General features: G+C 73.8%; 7 protein-coding genes. 3 read left to right on the forward strand and 4 right to left on the reverse strand.

From position 1 onward, the window contains the following. Genes ACWDRB_RS08160 through ACWDRB_RS08170 form a run of 3 tightly spaced genes read left to right on the forward strand, consistent with a single transcriptional unit; the run spans window position 1 to window position 12,880 of the window. Complete coding sequence (locus ACWDRB_RS08160; protein WP_449892410.1) at window positions 1-1,482, forward strand: condensation domain-containing protein; 1,482 nt, start codon at window positions 1-3, stop codon at window positions 1,480-1,482. Next, window positions 1,479-7,508, forward strand: coding sequence for an amino acid adenylation domain-containing protein (locus ACWDRB_RS08165; protein WP_449892411.1), 6,030 nt, complete (start codon window positions 1,479-1,481; stop codon window positions 7,506-7,508). Before ACWDRB_RS08160 ends, ACWDRB_RS08165 begins: the two co-directional genes overlap by 4 nt. Beyond that, window positions 7,505-12,880 (forward strand): non-ribosomal peptide synthetase/MFS transporter, encoded by a 5,376-nt coding sequence (locus ACWDRB_RS08170; protein WP_449892412.1) that lies wholly within the window; start codon window positions 7,505-7,507, stop codon window positions 12,878-12,880. Before ACWDRB_RS08165 ends, ACWDRB_RS08170 begins: the two co-directional genes overlap by 4 nt. On the opposite strand, the gene ACWDRB_RS08175 is transcribed toward ACWDRB_RS08170, so the two are convergent. The 4 genes from ACWDRB_RS08175 to ACWDRB_RS08190 all read right to left on the reverse strand — a co-directional run bounded on the left by ACWDRB_RS08175 (window position 12,851) and on the right by ACWDRB_RS08190 (window position 17,503). Beyond that, the gene (locus tag ACWDRB_RS08175) at window positions 12,851-14,233 is read right to left on the reverse strand and encodes a 2-oxo acid dehydrogenase subunit E2 (protein WP_449892413.1); all 1,383 of its coding nucleotides are present in this window, start codon (window positions 14,231-14,233) and stop codon (window positions 12,851-12,853) included. The genes ACWDRB_RS08170 and ACWDRB_RS08175 overlap by 30 nt on opposite strands. Beyond that, entirely contained in the window at window positions 14,226-15,278 is a 1,053-nt protein-coding gene (locus ACWDRB_RS08180) for an alpha-ketoacid dehydrogenase subunit beta (protein WP_449892414.1), read from the reverse strand. The genes ACWDRB_RS08175 and ACWDRB_RS08180 overlap by 8 nt, the downstream gene beginning before the upstream one ends. Next, the gene (locus ACWDRB_RS08185; RefSeq protein ID WP_449892415.1) at window positions 15,275-16,156 is read right to left on the reverse strand and encodes a thiamine pyrophosphate-dependent dehydrogenase E1 component subunit alpha; all 882 of its coding nucleotides are present in this window, start codon (window positions 16,154-16,156) and stop codon (window positions 15,275-15,277) included. Before ACWDRB_RS08185 ends, ACWDRB_RS08180 begins: the two co-directional genes overlap by 4 nt. A gap of 117 nt (window positions 16,157-16,273) precedes the next feature. Continuing rightward, on the reverse strand, window positions 16,274-17,503 hold the full coding sequence (locus ACWDRB_RS08190) for an RNA-guided endonuclease InsQ/TnpB family protein (protein ID WP_449892417.1): 1,230 nt from the start codon (window positions 17,501-17,503) through the stop codon (window positions 16,274-16,276). Between the last annotated feature and the right edge of the window lies 1 nt (window position 17,504).

A 17,504-nucleotide genomic window follows, 5' to 3' on the forward strand; every position in this document is an offset into this window, starting at 1 on the left:
ATGGTCCTGGCATCGCAGGCCCAGCACGGCATGTGGATCACCGAGATGATGCACGGCGGCGGCACGGCGTACCACATGCCGTTCGCCCTGTGGTTCGACGGCCCGCTGGACCGGGGGGCGATGCTGAAGGCGTGCGAGTCGGTGCTCGCCCGCCACCCAGTGCTGGGGTGCGCGTTCGAGGACCGCGACGGCGAGCTGCACCTGGTGCCCGCCGCCGACCGGCCGCCGGTCGCGTTCGCCGGGGCGGCGGACGCGGACGACCTGCTGCGCGAGGAGATCGCGCGGCCGTTCGACCTGGGGCGGGGGCCGCTGGCGCGGTTCACGCTGGCGGAGGTGGGGCCGTCGCGGCATCTGCTGCTGTTCGTGGGGCACCACCTGGTGTTCGACGGCATGTCGAAGGACCTGCTGGTGCGTGACCTGGCGGCGGCGTACTCGGGCGGGCCCCTGCCGCCGCTGCCCATGCCGTACGGGGCCGCCGCCACGATCCCGCCCGAGGCCACGGTGTACTGGCACGAGCACTGGCGCGACCGGCCGACGGTGGTCATCGACGGGATGGCCGGGACCGCGCGGACGGCCGGCCGCGGCGAGACGGTCCTGCTCGACCTGACGGGCGAGATGTCCGGATGGGAGGGGGTCGGGGTCACGCGGTTCGAGCTGTTCCTGGCGGCCGTGCACGCCCTGCTCTTCCGGTACGGCAACGCCGAACCGGCGGTCGCGGTCGCCATGTCCACCCGGCGACCGGAGACCAGGGAGCACATCGGCCTGTTCGCCACCGAGTTACCCCTCTACTCCGCACCCACGCCGGACACCACCCTCGCGGAGCTGGCCCACGACCTGCGGGCGCGGCTGCGCGAGCTGAACCGCTTCCGCGACATCCCCGCGGCCAGGGCGGCGGGCGGCATCCGGCCGCGCCCCGCGCTGGCGCCGGTGTCGATCAGCTTCCGGCGGCGCGCGGCCGACGTGGTCTTCCCGGGGCTTGGCGTGGTGGCCGAGTGGAAGATGTCCAACCACATGGTCAGGAACGTCCTGCACCTGCAGGCCGTGGACGGCGACGACGGGCTCCGGCTCACCCTGCACCACAGCCCCGACGTCATCGGGCGCGAGCACGTCGAGCGGGCCGGGGAGCACCTGCGGGCCGTGCTCGCCGCCGACCCCGGCCTCCGGCTCGCCGACCTGCCCCTGCCCGCCGCTGCGCCGGTGCCGGCTCCCGGGCCGGTCGAGGCCCCCGTACCGGGCGCCGCGGCGGGGTCGGTGGACGGCGAGCTGGTCGAGCAGGTACGCCAGATCTGGATGGAGGTCCTGCGGATCGAGGAGCTCGCCCCCGACGAGGACCTGTACGACCTCGGCGGCCACTCGCTGACCATCACCCAGATCGGCGCCCGGATCAGGAAACGGCTCGGCGTCGAGGTGCCGTTCGACGTGTTCCTCGACGATCCGACGGTCGCCGGGGTGGCGGCGGCGGTCAGCGAGCTGCGCGCATGATCTCCCTCGGCCAGGAACGGCTCTGGTTCCTGCACCGGCTCGACCCGGCCGACCCGGCCTACCGGGTGGCCGTCGTGCGGCGGATCTCCGGCCCGCTCGACGCCGACGCCCTGACCGGCGCGTTCGGCGACGTGGTGGCGCGGCACGAGTCGCTGCGCACCCGCTTCCCCGACCACGACGGACAGCCGGTCGCGATCGTGGAGCCGCCGGGCCCCGTACCGGTCGAGCGCGTCGACCTCGACACGCCCGAGCAGGCCGCGCGGCTGCTCGAAGAGCGCGCGAACACCCCCTTCGAGCTGGGCTCCGCGCCGCCCCTGCGCGTCACGCTGGTCCGGCTCTCCCCCGGCGACCACGTGCTGTGCGTCGTGCTGCACCACATCATCGGCGACGGCTGGTCGCTGAACGTGCTCATGGACGACCTGGCCAGGTGCTACGCGGCCCGCCTGGACGGCACCCCGGCCGGGCTGCCGGAGCTGGCCACGACCTACGCCGAGTACGCCGACGCGCAGCGCGAGGCCGACGCGGACGTGGACCACTGGACGGCCAGGCTCGACGGGGCCGCGCCGCTGGACCTGCCGGCGGACCGGCCGCGCCCGGCCCGGCGGGGCAGCGCGGGCGGGGAGGCCTGGTTCGACCTCGACCCCGCGCTGGTGGCGGCGCTGGCGCGGCTGGCCCGGACGGAGCGGTGCACGCTGTTCATGGTGCTGCTGGCCGCGTACCAGGCGCTGCTGGCCCGCCACACCGGGCAGGACGACATCGTGGTCGGCACGCCCACGGCCGGACGGAGCCGGCCGGAGCTGGAGCCGATGGTCGGGCTGTTCGCCTCGACGCTGGTGCTGCGGGGCGACCTGTCGGGCGATCCGGCGTTCACGGAGCTGCTGCGGCGCACCCGCCGGACCGTGCTGGAGGCGATGGCGCACGGCGAGACGCCCGTCGAGCGGGTGCTGTCGGCGCTCGACATCGAACGCGACCTCAGCCGCACGCCGCTGTTCCAGACCATGTTCGGGCTGCACAACGCGGCGGTCGGGTACGGCGAGGCCGCCACGTTCGCCGGGCTGACGAGCGAACCGTTCCCGCACGGGACGCCGCCCGCGATGGTGGACCTGCGCGTGGACCTGTGGCCGGACGGCGGCGGGCTGCGCGGCGCGTTCGTCTACAGCGCCGAGCTGTTCTCGCGGGGCACGGTGGAGCGGCTGGCGGCGCGGTTCCTCGCGCTGCTGGGCTCGGTCGTCCGCGGTCCCGGCGCGCGGGTGTCCGAGCTGGAGGTGCTGCCGCCCGAGGAACGCCGGCTGCTGGACTCCTGGAACGACACCGCGGCCGATGTCCCGTCCGGCACGGTCGTGGACCTGTTCCTGCGGCAGGCGGAGCTGCGGCCGGACGCCGTGGCGGTGGAGTGCTCCGGGGAGGCGCGCACCTACGCCGAGGTGGCCGCCCGGGCCCGGCTGGTCGCGGCGGGGCTGCGTGCGCGCGGGGCGGGGCCGGGGTCCGTGGTGGCGGTGTGCCTGCCGCGCTCGGCCGAGCTGCCGGGCACGCTGCTGGGCGTCATGATGGCGGGGGCCGCGTACCTGCCGGTGGACCCGGCGCTGCCCGCCGGGCGCGTCGCGGCCATGCTCGCCCAGGCGGGCGTGCGGGTCGCGCTGGCCGGCCCGTCGGCGCCCCTGCCCGGGCACGTCGAACGGATCGAGCCCGCCCCCGAGGCGTCCTGCGCCGCATCACAGGCGGCGGCCGGTGCCCCCGCGTACGTGCTGCACACCTCGGGCTCCACCGGCACGCCCAAGGGGGTGGCGGTGCCGCACTCCGCGCTGGTCAACCTGCTGGCCGGGATGGAGCGGCTGCTCGGCTCCCGCCCGGAGAACGTGTGGCTGGGCAGCACGGCGCTGTCGTTCGACATCGCCGGGCTGGAGCTGTACCTGCCGCTGGTGACGGGCGGGCGGCTGGTGCTGGCCGGCGACGACGCCGTGCGCGACGGGGTGGCGCTGGCCCGGCTGATCAGCATGTCCGGGGTCACCCACGTGCAGGCCACGCCGTCGGGGTGGAGCATGCTGCTGTCCGCCGGGCTGGACCCGTCGGGGCTGGTGGCGCTGGCCGGGGGCGAGGCGTTGCCGCTCGCGCTGGCCAGGCGGCTGCGCAGGCGGGTGGGGCGGCTGCTCAACATGTACGGGCCGACCGAGACCACGATCTGGTCCACCGCCTGGGAGGTGCCGCCCTCCCCCGACCGCGTGAGCATCGGGCGGCCACTGGCGAACACCACGGTACGGGTACTCGACCGCTACGGCTCGCCCACCCCCATCGGCGTCCCCGGGGAGCTGGTCATCGGCGGCAACGGGGTGGCCCTCGGCTACCTGCGCTCGCCGGGCGAGCCGCCGGAGGCGTTCCCGGACGGGTGGTACCGGACGGGCGACCGGGTGCGGTGGCTGGCCGACGGCACGCTGGAGTTCCTGGGACGCGGGGACGGCCAGGTCAAGCTGCGGGGGCACCGGGTCGAGCCGGGCGAGATCGAGGCCACCCTGGAGCGGCACCCGGGGGTGCGCCGGGCCGCTGTGGTGGTGCGGGGCGGCGACCTGGTGGCCTACGTGGTGCCCGCCGTCCCGGACGATCTGCTGGAGCGGGCGGCCGAGTGGCTGCCCCCGTACATGCTGCCCTCGATCGTCGTGCCCGTGGAGGCCCTGCCGCTAACCCCCAACGGGAAGGTGGACCGGCGGGCGCTGCCCGAGCCCGCGCGGCCGGCGGCGGGCCGGGGCGGCGCGCCGGTCACCGCCAGGGAGCGGCAGGTGGCGCGGATCTTCGCCGAGGTGCTGGGCACCGGCGACCTCGGCGCGGACGACGACTTCTTCGCGCTCGGCGGCCACTCGCTGCTGGCCACCCGGGTCATCGCCCGGCTGGCGGCGGCGGGCACGGCGGCGCCACTGCGGGAGCTGTTCACGCATCCCACGGTCGCCGGGTTCGCCGCGACGCTGGACGAGCTCGCGGGCGAGCCGGGCAGCCCGCTCGTGCCGCGCCCGGCCGGCACGCTGCCGCCGCTCTCCCCCGCCCAGGAACGCCTGTGGTTCCTGCACCGCCTGGATCCCTCCGACGCCTCCTACAACATGTACATCGTGCGCAGGCTCCAGGGCCCGCTCGACGAGGCGGCGCTGGAGCGGGCCCTGACCGGCCTGATCGCCAGGCACGAGTCGTTGCGGACCCGCTTCCCCGAGGTGGACGGGCGGCCGGTGGCCGTGGTCGAGCGGCCCGCGCCCGCCAGGATCGAGCGGCTGGAAGCCCGCGACGAGGCCGAGGCCCGCGCGCTCGTCGCCGCCCGCACGAACGCCCCGCTCGACCTGGGCGCCGCGCCGCCGCTGCGCGTCACGCTCATCCGGATCAGCCCGGACGATCACGTGCTCTGCGTCGTCCTGCACCACATCGTGGCCGACGGCTGGTCGATCACCGTCTTCCTGGACGACCTGGCCGCCCTGTACGCCACCGCCGAGCTCGCACCGCTGGCCGTGCAGCACGGGGACGTCGCCGGGTGGCGGCGGGAGCAGGACCGCGGCGCGGCCCTCGACTACTGGCGCGCGCGGCTTGCCGACCCGCCCACCCTGGACCTGCGCACGGACCGGCCGCACCGCCCCGGGGCGACGCGCGGCGACTTCCACCTGCTGGAGGTGCCGGGCGAGCTGCTCGCCCAGCTGGAGTCGACGGCTCGGCGGCATCGGGTGACGCTCTTCATGGTGCTGCTGGCGGCGTACCAGGTCCTGCTGTCGCGGCACACGGGGCAGGACGACGTGCTGGTCGGGTCGCCGACGGCGGGGCGGGACCGGGTGGAGCTGGAGCCTCTCATCGGCTACCTCAGCACCACGCTCGTCCTGCGCGGCGACCTGTCGGGGGACCCGGCGCTGGAGGAGCTGCTGGCCAGGACGCGCAGGACCGTCCTGGACGCGATGGCCCATCACGACGTGCCGTTCGAGCAGCTGCTGGCCGAGCTGGACGTGGAACGGGACCTCGCCAGGAAGCCGATGTTCCAGACCCTGTTCACCCTGAACAGCCAGACCGCCGACGGCGAACGCGACCGCCTCAGACCGGTGCGGATGTCGTACTTCGACGACGGGTACCGGCAGGCCAAGTTCGACCTGACCGTGGAGGCGTGGCGGTCGCCCGGGCGGCTGCGGGTGGCGTTCGGGTACGACGCGGGGTTGTTCGACGCGGAGACGGTGGCGGAGCTGGCGGAGCGGTTCGCGGTGGTGCTGCGGGGGGTGGCCGACCCGGGCAACCGGCGGGTGCCCCTGTCGCGCCTGCCCGTGCTGACGCCGTCCGACGAGGCCCTGCTCGCGTCGCTGGACCGCCCTCCGGCGGGCCCTCTTATGGGCAGCGTGGGGACCGTCGGAGGGCTCATCGCCGAGTCGGGGTCGGCGCACCCCGGCGAGGTGGCCGTGAGCTGCGGCGCCGAGGCCGTGACGTACGCCGAGCTGGAGCGGCGGGTGGCGCGGCTGGCCGGGGAGCTGGCCGGGCGGGGCGCGGGCGACGGGGACCTGATCGGGCTCCGGACGGGCCGCTCGGTCGAGGCGGTGGTGGCCATGCTGGCGATCTGGCGGGTGGGCGCCGCCTACGTGCCCCTGGACCCCGAGTACCCGCCGGAGCGCCTGCGCGCCATGGCCGCGGGGACGTCCCTCGTCGTCACGGTGGGGATCGAGCCGGGGGTGGGCGCCGCGGAACCCAGGCCCGGCCTGGCGTACGTGATCTACACCTCGGGCTCCACCGGCACCCCCAAGGGTGTCGCCGTCGAGCACGCCGGGCTGGCCGAGCGGGTCCGGTGGATGCGCTCCGCGTACGGGCTGCGTCCCGGCGACCGCGTCGTCCAGCTCGCCTCGCTGAGCTTCGACACCCACGCCGAGGAGATCTTCCCCGCGCTGGCCGCGGGCGCCACGGTCGAGCTGCTGCCCGGCGGCGGCGCCACCCTGCCCGACCTGCTCGCCCGGCGGCCCGACGTCACCGTGCTCGACCTGCCCACCGCCTACTTCCACCACCTGGTGGACCTGATCGACGAGATCCCCTGGCCGGACGGGCTCCGCCTGGTGATCCTCGGCGGCGAGCAGGTGCGCGCGCAGGCCGTGGCCCGCTGGCGCGAACGCTTCGGCGACCGGGTGCGGCTGGTCAACACGTACGGCCCCACGGAGGCGACGATCATCGCCACGTACGCGGAACTGGAGGGCGGGGACCCGCACCCGCCGATCGGCCACCCCGTGGAGGCGACCCCCGTCCAGGTCCTCGACCGCCACGGGGCGCCCACCCCGCCGGGCGCGCCCGGCGAGCTGTACGTCGGCGGCCCGGGCGTGGCCCGCGGCTACCTCAACGCCCCCGATACGCCGTTCGTGACCCTGCCGGAGGGCCGCTACTTCCGGACGGGCGACCGGGTGCGGCTGAGGCGCGACGGCCGGTTGGAGTTCCTCGGGCGCCTGGACGCCCAGGTGAAGGTGCGCGGGTTCCGCGTCGAGCCGGGCGAGGTCGAGCACTGCCTGCTCACCCATCCCGACGTCCGGCAAGCGGCCGTGCTCGCGCGAGAGGGCGACCTGGTGGCGTACGTGGTGCCGCGTGGGGAGACCAGCGCCGGGGGCCTGGCCGAGCATGTCGCGCGGGCGCTGCCGCCGTACCTCGTGCCCGCGCACTGGGTGCTGCTCGACGCGCTGCCCCTCACCCGCAACGGCAAGCTCGACCGGGCCGCGCTCCCCGAGCCGGACGCCCCCGTCGGGAGCGACGACACGCCGCCCAGGACGGATGCCGAGGAGCTGGTGGCCGACGTCTGGGCGGAGGTGCTGGGCGCGGACAAGATCGGCGCGTTCGACGACTTCTTCGCCCTCGGCGGCCACTCGCTGCTCGCCATCCGGGTGGCCGCCCGGTTGCGCGCCCTGGCGGGGGTGGATCTGCCGATCCGTACGCTGTTCGACCGCCGTACCGTGGCGGCGCTGGCGCAGGCCGTCGAGGAGGCGCTGGTGGCCGAGGTGGCGGGGCTGTCCGACGAGCAGGTCATGAGACTGACGGAGGAAGGCCCATGACCGAGTTGACCCAGGCGCAGCGGGCGCTGCTCACCCAGCGGCTGCGCAGGCGCGGCGGATCGCGGCCGGCCATCCCCGCGCTGCCCGCCGACCGGCCTCCGCCCCTGTCGTACGCGCAGGAGCGGCTGTGGTTCATGGAGCAGTACGCTCCCGGGAACGCCGCCTACACGATCCCGCTGGTGCGACGGGTACGCGGGCCTCTCCAGCCCGACGTCCTGGCGGCGGCGCTGCGCAGGGTCTGCGAACGCCACCAGCCGCTGCGTACCCGCTTCCCCGCCGGCGCGGACGGGCAGCCGGACGTGCTGGTGTCGGACGAGACCGAGGTCCCGCTGACCGTCGCCGAGGCCGGGTCGGCGCAGGCGGCCAGGGAGCTGGTGGGGCCGTTCCTGGCGGAGCCGTTCGACCTGGTGGCGGGCCCGGTCATGAGAGCGCTGCTGGTACGGCTGGCGCCCGACGACCACGTGCTGGCGCTGGCCGTGCACCACATCGCGGCCGACGGCTGGTCGGCGAACCTCCTGCTGCGCGAGATCCTGGCGTTCTGCACCGGCGGGACCGCGCCCGAGCTGCCCGTCACGTACGGGGACTTCGCCGCCTGGCAGCGCGAACGCGCGGACGGCGACGTCGGCTACTGGCGCGACCGGCTGGCCGGGCTGGAACCCCTGGAGCTGCCGGCCGACGCGCCGCGGCCGCCCGAGCTGACCTACGCCGGGGCCGCGCACCACTTCGCGATCGCCCCCGAGCTGGCCGAGCGGCTGGACCGGCTGGGCAGGGAGCATGGCGCGACGCCGTACATGGTGCTGCTGGCGGCCTTCGCGGTGCTGCTCGGGCGGTACGCGGGGCAGGACGACGTGGCGATCGGCTCGCCGGTGGCCGGGCGGGCGCTGCCCGAGCTGGACAACCTGGTCGGGTGCTTCGTCAACATGCTGGCGATGCGGGTGGACCTGTCCGGGGATCCGTCGTTCGCGGAACTGCTGGGACGGGTGCGTGAGCTGGCCACGGACGCGTACTCGCACCAGGAGGTGCCGTTCGAGCGGCTGGTGTCGGAGCTGAACGTGGCGCGGGAGCCGTCCAGGTCGCCGGTGTTCCAGGTCATCCTCGCCATGCAGAACTACGGCGGCGAGCCGGAGCCGGGGCCGCTGACGCTGGAGGGGTTCGAGCCGGGGGTGTGGGCGACCCGGTTCGACCTGGAGCTCTACACCGGGGGCGGCGGGGCGTTCCTGTTCGTCTACAACACCGCGCTGTTCTCCGCCGGGCGGATCGAGCGCATGGCCGGGCATCTGGCCACGCTGCTGGAGGGGATGGCGGCCGATCCGGCGGCGCCGGTGTCGGAGCTGGAGCTGCTGACGCCGCAGGAGCTGGAGGAGCGGCGGCGCTGGAACGACACCGCCGTCGACCTCGGCCCGCCTGGCCTGCTGCACGAGCCGGTCATGGCCGGCGCGGAGAGCGGGGCCGTGGCGGTGCGGCATCCCGGGGGCGAGATCACGTACGGGGAGCTGCGCCGCCGGGTGCGGGCGCTGGCCGCCGAGCTCAGGACGGCCGGGGCCGGGCCGGGCCAATTGGTGGCCGTCGTGATGGAGCGGGGCTGGGAGCAGGTCGTCGCGGTGCTGGCGATCAACGCGGCCGGGGCGGCGTACCTGCCGATCGACGCCGACCTGCCCGACCAGCGGCGCTTCGAGCTGATCGAGCGCGGCGGATGCGCGATCGCCGTCACCCAGCCCTGGCTGGACCTGTCCTGGCCGGACGGGGTGACCCGGCTCGCGGTGCTCCCGGACGCGGACGCCCCGCCCTTCGACTGCCCGGCCTCCCCCGCCGACCTCGCGTACGTGATCTTCACCTCCGGCTCCACCGGCGCCCCCAAGGGGGTGATGATCGAGCACCGGGCCGCCCTGAACACCGTCCGCGACCTCAACCAGCGCTTCCGCGTCGGCCCCGCCGACCGCTTCCTCGCGCTCTCGGCCCTGAGCTTCGACCTGTCCGTGTACGACGTCTACGGCGCGGCGGCCGTCGGCGCGACCCTGGTCATGGGCGACCCGGCCGCCGACAAGGACCCCGCCGCCTGGGCCCGCCTCGTGGAGCGGGAACGCGTCACCGTCTGGAACTCCGTGCCCGCCCTCATGGAGCTCCTGGTGGACCACGCCGAGCACGAGGGCACCGACCTCGGCTCCCTGCGCCTGGTCCTGCTGTCGGGTGACTGGATCCCGCTGACGCTCCCCGACCGCATCCGCGCCCTTGCCCCGGACGCCGAGGTCATCAGCCTGGGCGGCGCCACCGAGGGGTCGATCTGGTCCATCTCGTACCCGATCGGCCGGGTGGACCCGTCCTGGACCTCCATCCCGTACGGCCGCCCCCTCGCCAACCAGACGTTCCACATCCTCGGCCCCGGGCTGCGGGACACCCCCGTCGGCGTGCCCGGCGACCTGTACATCGGCGGCGCGGGCGTGGCCACCGGCTACTGGCGCGACCCCGAGCGGACGGCCGCCTCCTTCCGCACCCACCCCCGCACCGGCGAGCGCCTCTACCGCACGGGCGACCTCGGCCGGTACGCCGCCGACGGCGTCATCGAGTTCCTCGGCCGGGCCGACGCGCAGGTCAAGATCCGCGGCTACCGGATCGAACTCGGCGAGATCGAGACCCATCTCGCCCGCCACCCCGACGTGACCGAGTGCGTGGTCACGACCGACGGGCGGGGCACGGGGGCGCAGCTCGTCGCGTACGTGGTCACGCCGCACCCGGACCCGGTGCGCCTGCGCGCCCACCTCGCCGAGACGCTGCCCGCGTACATGATCCCCGCCCGTTTCGTCACCCTCCCGAGCCTCCCCCTCACGGCCAACGGCAAGGTGGACCGCCGCCGCCTGCCCGCCCCCTCGGCCGCTCCGGCCGGAACGCGCACCGCGCCGGAGACGGACACCGAGCGCCTGGTGAGCGCCGTCTGGGCGGAGGTGCTCGACGGGGCGGACTTCGGCATCGACGACGACTTCTTCGACGTCGGCGGGCACTCGCTGCTGGCCATCAAGGTCGTGGCGCGCCTGCGCAGGCAGCTCCCGTCGCCAGTTGCGGTGGTGGACCTGTTCAAGCATCCGACGGTGCGCGAGCTGGCCGCGTTCGCCGACGGCGGCGCCGCCGGGCCGCGCAGGCTGCTGCACGAGCTGACGCCGCGCCGCGTCCATGCCGAGCTCACGTACGTGTGCGTCCCGTACGGCGGGGGCGCCGCGGTGGCCTACCAGCCGCTGGCCGACGCGCTGCCCGCCACGCACGCGCTGTGGGCGGTCGCGATCCCCGGGCATGACGTGGGGCTGGACGAGGACCGGCTGCCCCTGGAGGAGGTGGCCGACCGGTGCGTGCGGGAGATCCTGGAGAAGGTACGGGGGCCGCTCGCGCTGTACGGGCACTGCGGGGTCGGGTCGGCTTTGACGGTCGCGATCGCGCGGCGGCTGGAGGCGGCCGGGCGGCGGCTCGAAGCGGTCTACATCGGGGCGATCTTCCCGTTCGCCCGGCCGGGGAACCGGGTGCTGGCGGCGCTGTCCCGGCTGGCGCGGCGGGAGTACCTGCGCAGCGACCGCAGCTACGCCAACTGGCTGACCTCGATGGGGCTCGACATGAGCGAGCTCGATCCGGGGCAGGCGCGGCACATCATCAGGAACATGCGCGAGGACACCGAGGCGGCGGAGGAGTATTTCACCGGGCTGTTCGAGAGCGCGGTGGAGCCGTTGCGGGCGCCGGTGATCAGTGTGGCGGGCGAGCGGGATCCGGCTACCGAGTATTTCGAGGAGCGGTATCGCGAGTGGCACTTCCTGAGTCCGACGGCCGCGGTGGTGGAGCTGGATGAGGCCGGACACTTTTTCCTGAAATATCGGGCGCAGGAGCTGGCCGAGATCGTCACCCGCACCCACCTCGCCCTGGACACGGGCGAGCCGCTCTCGGGCCCGAACTGGCGCCTGCACGACACCTCCCACCTCACCTCATCGCCCCCAGCCCCATCCGCTCGCTCGGTCCCCACCACTCCCCCTGACCCCGCCTCGGCCCCGGCTCGGGTCCCGCTCGCGGGGCCGCAACCCAGCATGCGGCGGTTCCTGGTCGTGGCCGGGGGACAGCTGGTGTCGATCATGGGCTCGGCTTTGACCGAGTTCGCCATTCCCCTCTGGATCTACCTCACCACCGGCTCCCTGGCACAGTTCGCCCTGCTCGCCGTCCTCGGCCTGGTGCCGGGCATGGTGGTGGCCCCGCTGGCGGGCGCCATCGTGGACCGCAGCGACCGCCGTACCGTGATGCTCGGCGGCGACTTCGCCGCCTTCGGGACGCAGCTCCTGCTCGGCGTGCTGCTGTGGACCGGCAACCTGCAGACCTGGCACATCTACCCGCTGCTCGCGCTGCTGTCGGTGGCGCTCACGTTCCAGCGCCTCGCCTACAGCTCGGCGGTGCCGCAGCTCGTGCCCAAGCGGCACCTCGGCCACGCGAACGGCATCGTGCAGATGGCCGGGGGGATGACGCAGCTCATCGTGCCGCTGGCGGCCGCCGGGCTGATGGCGGTCGTCGGGCTCGGGGGCATCCTGGTCCTTGACGTGATCAGCTACGTGTTCGCGATCGCCGTGACGCTGCTGGTGCGCTTCCCTCGGACGATGGCCTGGCGGCGCAAGGAGCCGGTCATGACGGAACTGGTGGCCGGGTTCCGGTATTCGTGGGGGCAGCTCGGGTTCCGGCGGATGCTGCTGTTCTTCGCGATCCTGAACGTGTTCCTGTCACCGCTCTTCCTGATGATCTCGCCGCTGGTGCTGTCGTTCGCGGGGCTGCAGGACGTGGGGCGGATCTCGTTCCTGTCGGGGCTCGGGGTGCTGCTCGGCGGCCTGGCGATGACGGTGTGGGGCGGGCCCGGTCACGGGCGGATGCGGGCGGTGCTCTGGTGCACGCTCGCGCTGGCCGCGTTCTGCCTGGTCACGGGGTTGCGGGCGGATCTGGTGACGATCGGGATCGGGGCGTTCGGGATGTCGTTGTGGGTGACGCTGCTCAACGGGGTCTACGCCACGATCGTGCAGGTGAAGGTGCCGCAGCGCTTCCACGGGCGGGTGTTCGCGCTGAACACGCTGATCGCCTGGTCGACGCTGCCGCTGGGGTTCGGGCTCGTGGCACCGTACGGGGCGGCGGTGTTCGACCCGCTGCTCGCCCCGGACGGGCCGCTCGCCTCGACCGTCGGCGCGCTGATCGGGACGGGGGCGGGGCGGGGTGTGGGGTTGATGTACGTCCTGTTCGCGGTCGCGATGGCGGTGCTGGCGGTCGTGGCGCTCCGGTCCCGGCTGCCGTCCCTGGTGGACGACGCCGCCGACGCCGCCCCCGACGACCTGGTCGGCCTACAGTCCCTCGAACGACGCCGCCTCTAGCGCTTCCTTGAGCGCCTGGAGGAACAGGACGGCGTCCCTGCCGTTGACCAGCCGATGGTCGTAGGCCAGCCCGATCACCGCCACCGTGCGCTCGCCTTCCCGCTGCGGCGAGGTGAGCGCGAGGGCGCACGCCTGGCCCGGGAAGACGATGGGGATGGCCATGACGATGTCGCGGTCGTGGTGCAGGGTGACGACGATGTTGCCGCCGTCGAAGTGCTCCTGCCTGAACCCGCCACGCTGGGCCAGCCGCCGGAACCCGGCCAGCTCCCCGGCGATCTCCTCGATCCCCTTGCCGTGGGCGTCCCGGATGACCGGCACGTACAGGCCGGTGCCGAGATCGATCGTGACACCCACGTTGGGGGCGTCGGGGACGGCGGCCGTGCCCTCGTCCATGAGGGTGGCGAAGCACAGCGGGAAGTCCTGGTGCAGGCGGGCGACGGCGGCGATGAGGAGGTCGGGCAGGCCGACGAGCTTGCGCAGGCGCTTGGTGAGGTCGCGGGCGGTTGTGGTGGCCTTGCCCACGTCCACTTTTATGGCGGTGTAGGCGGCGGGGATCGTCTGATGCGAAAGGCTCACCGTCCTTCCGACGGCCTGCTGATTCCCGCTCAACCCCTGCACACTCCCCCCGACCGGCGCGCCTCCAGGTGACGCGGCGGCGGCCGTCGTAGCGGAGGCGGGCGCAACCGTGGGCGCAACGGCGGGCGGGACGGCTGCGGGCGGCACCGCGGTGGGCGAGGCGGCGGGCGGGACGGCTGCGGGCGAGGGCGGTGGGGGTGTCTCCGCGGACGGCGAGGGTCCTTCGGTGGCAGGCGGCGTCGGCGGGCGGGGCGGGGGTGAGCCCGCTGCGGCCAGGCGCTCGACGTCGGCGCGCCGCACCACCTTCACGGGCAGGTCGCGCACGCGGGCAGGGTCGATGCCCAGCTCGTCGATGAGCGCCTGCGCGGGCGCCGTGATCAGCGGCGCCCCGGAGGGCAGGGCCTCACTGGAGACCGCCGCAAGCGCGCCCGAGGCGGGCGAGGGCACGGCCGAGGGAAGCGCGAACGAAGGCGGGGCGGACGCGGGGGTGGGCGCAGGCGTGGGCGAAAGCGGGGCGGGTGGAGGTGGGGTGGGGGGTGGTGCGGGGTGGGGGGTGATGTGGGCGATGGGCTGGCCCGGGGTGCAGTCGGCGCCCGCCGGGATCAGCTGGACCAGGATCCCGTCGTGCCCGCTGACCAGCTCCTCCACCGTCTTGGACGTCTCCACCGACGCCACCACGTCATCCCCCCGCACCGGCGCGCCATCCGCCACCAGCCATTCCAGCAGCACGTACGCCGAGTCGTTGGTGTTCAACTTCGGCACCCGGATCTCAGCCATCCAGCCCCTCCAGCCCTTCCAGCACGGCACGACGGATCGTGGAGTCCTGGACGAGCACCTCGCGCTCCAGATGGGCGGCCGTGGGGATCACGCTGTCCGCCGAGCTCACCAGCCGGACCGGGCGCCGCAGGCGGCCCCAGAGGCGGGTGTGCAGGTCGGCGGCCACGTGGTCGCCCCAGGTGCCGCCCGCGCTGCCGTCCTCGGCCACGCACACCAGCGGCGCCCGCCCGAGCAGCGGCAGCAGCTCCGACGGGTCGAAGGGGTACAGGCGCGAGGGGACCATCAGGACGCCGGTCAGGTCGTGGTCGAGCAGCAGGGTTCGCATGGCGGCCAGCGCGCGGTGGGCGACCCCGCCGGGGGTGATCAGCACGTAGTCGAGATCGCCGGAGGGGATGTCGAGGCCGCCGGGTCCCCCGGTGTCGAGGCGGACCACCGCCACGTCGCCCACCAGCTCCCACGTGAACAGCTCGTCCACCTCGTACATCCGCCGCGTGTAGAGCACCTTGTCCTCGAACAGCAGGCACGGCTCGCCCAGCGCCAGCATGCGGTCGAGCACGGCCCGGTTGTCGTGGAAGGGCGACATCTCGAACAGCGACAGCCCGGGGATCCCGATGAAGTGCTTCTGCGGGCTCTGGCTGTGGGTGGGGCCGTAGCCGCGGTGGCCGCCGGACGGGCACCGGATCACCAGCGGGAGGGGTACGCGGGTCCCGTACATGGTGACGGATTTGCCGGCGAAGTTGAGGATCTGGTCGAAGGCGAGTGCCACGAAGTCGGCGAACATGATCTCCACGACCGCCTTGCCGCCCGCCAGCGCCAGCCCCGAGGCCGCGCCGACGATGGCGCCCTCGCTGAGCGGGGTGGTGAGCACGCGGCCGGGGAAGCGGGTGGACAGGCCCTTGGTGATCTTGAAGGCGCCGCCGTAGGGGTCGAGGAGGTCCTCGCCCAGGACGTACACGGAGGGGTCGTCCTCGAGGAGCCCGTGCAGCGCGCGGTTGAGGTTCTCACCGACCCGCACCCTGCCCGCGGGCACCCCGCCGACCGTCACGCCGGCGTCCAGACGGACGGCGGCCGGGCGGCGACCTCGGCCGCGATCCGGTCGATCCGGGTACGGGCCTCCGCCTCGATCCCGGCGGACTGTACGGGGTGCGCGGCCTGGTAGGCGGCGTACCAGTCGAAGCGGGGAAAGTCCGGCGGCCGGGTGTCGTCGCCCTTGCTGTGAGGGCCGAGGCGATGGGTGGCGAACTCCACGACCAGCGGGAGCGACTCCGTCCGTACCCGGTCGACGAGCGGCGCCAACTGGGCGCGGATTTCGTGAATTTCCGCGATATCCACCCGGTGGTGCGCCACGCCGAACGCCCGCGCCCGCCCCTCCACCGTGCCCGCCATCTGCAGCCCCGTCGGCGTGGACTGGGCGATGCCGTTGTGCTCGACCACGACCAGGAGCGGGAGCCGCCAGAGCTGGGCCAGGTTGAGCGCCTCGTACACGGCTCCCTCGCCCCAGGTGCCGTCGCCGATGTAGACGCACGCCAGCGCGCCCGGCTCGTGCCGCTTCAGCCGCAACGCGACCCCGGCCGCCACGGGCAGGCTCTGGCCCTGCACGCCGGTGGACAGGTAGCGGTCGCGCTTGAGGTGCTGGCTGCCGCCGACGCCGTCGCAGATCGCCCCCTTCCTGCCCATGATCTCGGCCAGCAGCCCCTCCGGGTCCTCGAATCTGGCCAGATAGTGGCCATGGCCCCGGTGGTTGCTGAAGATCCAGTCGCTCTCGCGCAGGAGCGTCCGCAGGGCGACGGGGACGTACTCCTGGCCGAGGCAGGTGTGGGTGGTGCCGTTGAGCTCGCCGCGCTCGAAGAGCGAGAGCAGCTTCAGCTCGAAGAATCGGATCAGCAGTAACAGTGCCAGGTCGTCGTCAGAGAGTTTGTCCATTTAGTCTCTCGAGCACCAGGAGAACCTCCTGAAAGGCTAACAATCCGCATATTTCCCGTCCAGAGCCGCATCCAAGCCTCGGTGACTCCTCCGCTCCCCGAAGGGAGCGGCTTCTCGCTAAGCCGCTTGCGCAGCGTCACGAAGGGCAAGCCCTGCCCTCAAGATGTTGATCGCCGCGTTCACGTCGGCGTGCGCGGAAAACCCGCACGCCGTACATCGGAAGACGGCTTGGGTGACGCGGTTCTCCTTCGCGCAGTGCCCGCAGCGCGAGCAGGTACGGGAGGTGTTGGCGGGGTTCACTGCGATCAGCTCTCGACCGGCGCTTTCAGCCTTGTGCGACAGGATCGTCAGGAACGCGGACCAGCCCGCGTCGAGAATGGTCTTGTTCAGCCCGGATTTAGCCGATTGGCCGTTAGCCAGGTAGCCGCCTTCGCCGTCCGGTTTCGGCGCGGCACGCCGGGTCATGCCCGCGACGTTCAGCGCTTCGTGCACGATCACGTCGTAGCCGCGGACCAGCGCGAGCGCGGCTTTGTGCGCCGAGTCGAGGCGTTGCCGCCGCACCTTGGCGTGCAGGACCGCCACCCGTGCGACGGCCTTACGGCGCCGCTTGGATCCTCGTTTCTTACGGGCGAGCTCTCGCTGGGCCGCTGCCAGACGGCTCGCGGAGGTGGCAAGGTGCCGCTGGTTGTCGAGGTGGTCGCCGTCGCTGGTCGTGGCCGGCGAGGCGACACCCATGTCGACACCCGCGACCGCGCCCGTAGCGGGAAGGGTTTGTGCGGGCACCTCATCGCACGACAGCACGACGAACCAGCGGGCGCCTTCCCGCTTGACGCTGATCGTCTTGACGATGCCCAGCACACGGCGGTGCTGGTGGACCCGGACATGCCCGACGCCCTGCAACCGCACGTAGGTCGCGCTCGGGTGGCAGGGCTGGGAGTCCCACCGGCAGCCGTCACCGTCCTTGGGCCACTCGACCGTGTCGAACCGGCCCCGCCCCTTGAAACGCGGGAACCCTGGCGTGCGGCCTGCTTTCACGCGGTCGAAGAACGCGCGGAACGCCTTGCCCAGCCTGCGGAGCGTGGCCTGCTGGGAGGAGAACGACCACCGGCCCTGACCGTCGGGGTCGTCGGCGCGGATGTGCTTCAGCTCCGCGGACTGGTCACCGTAGCGCACCGTCACCCCGGCTTTGCGGTAGGCCGTACGGCGGTGCTCGAGAGCGGCGTTGTACAGCTCCCGGTGGTCTTGCAGGCACTGCGCGAGCGCGGCGGCCTGCTTGCTGGTGGGGCGCAGCAGGAACTTGATGGAACGGTCCGATTCTTCCTCAAACGGATCCCTGGCCGAGATCACC

The sequence above is a fragment of the Nonomuraea sp. NPDC003707 genome (assembly GCF_053587055.1).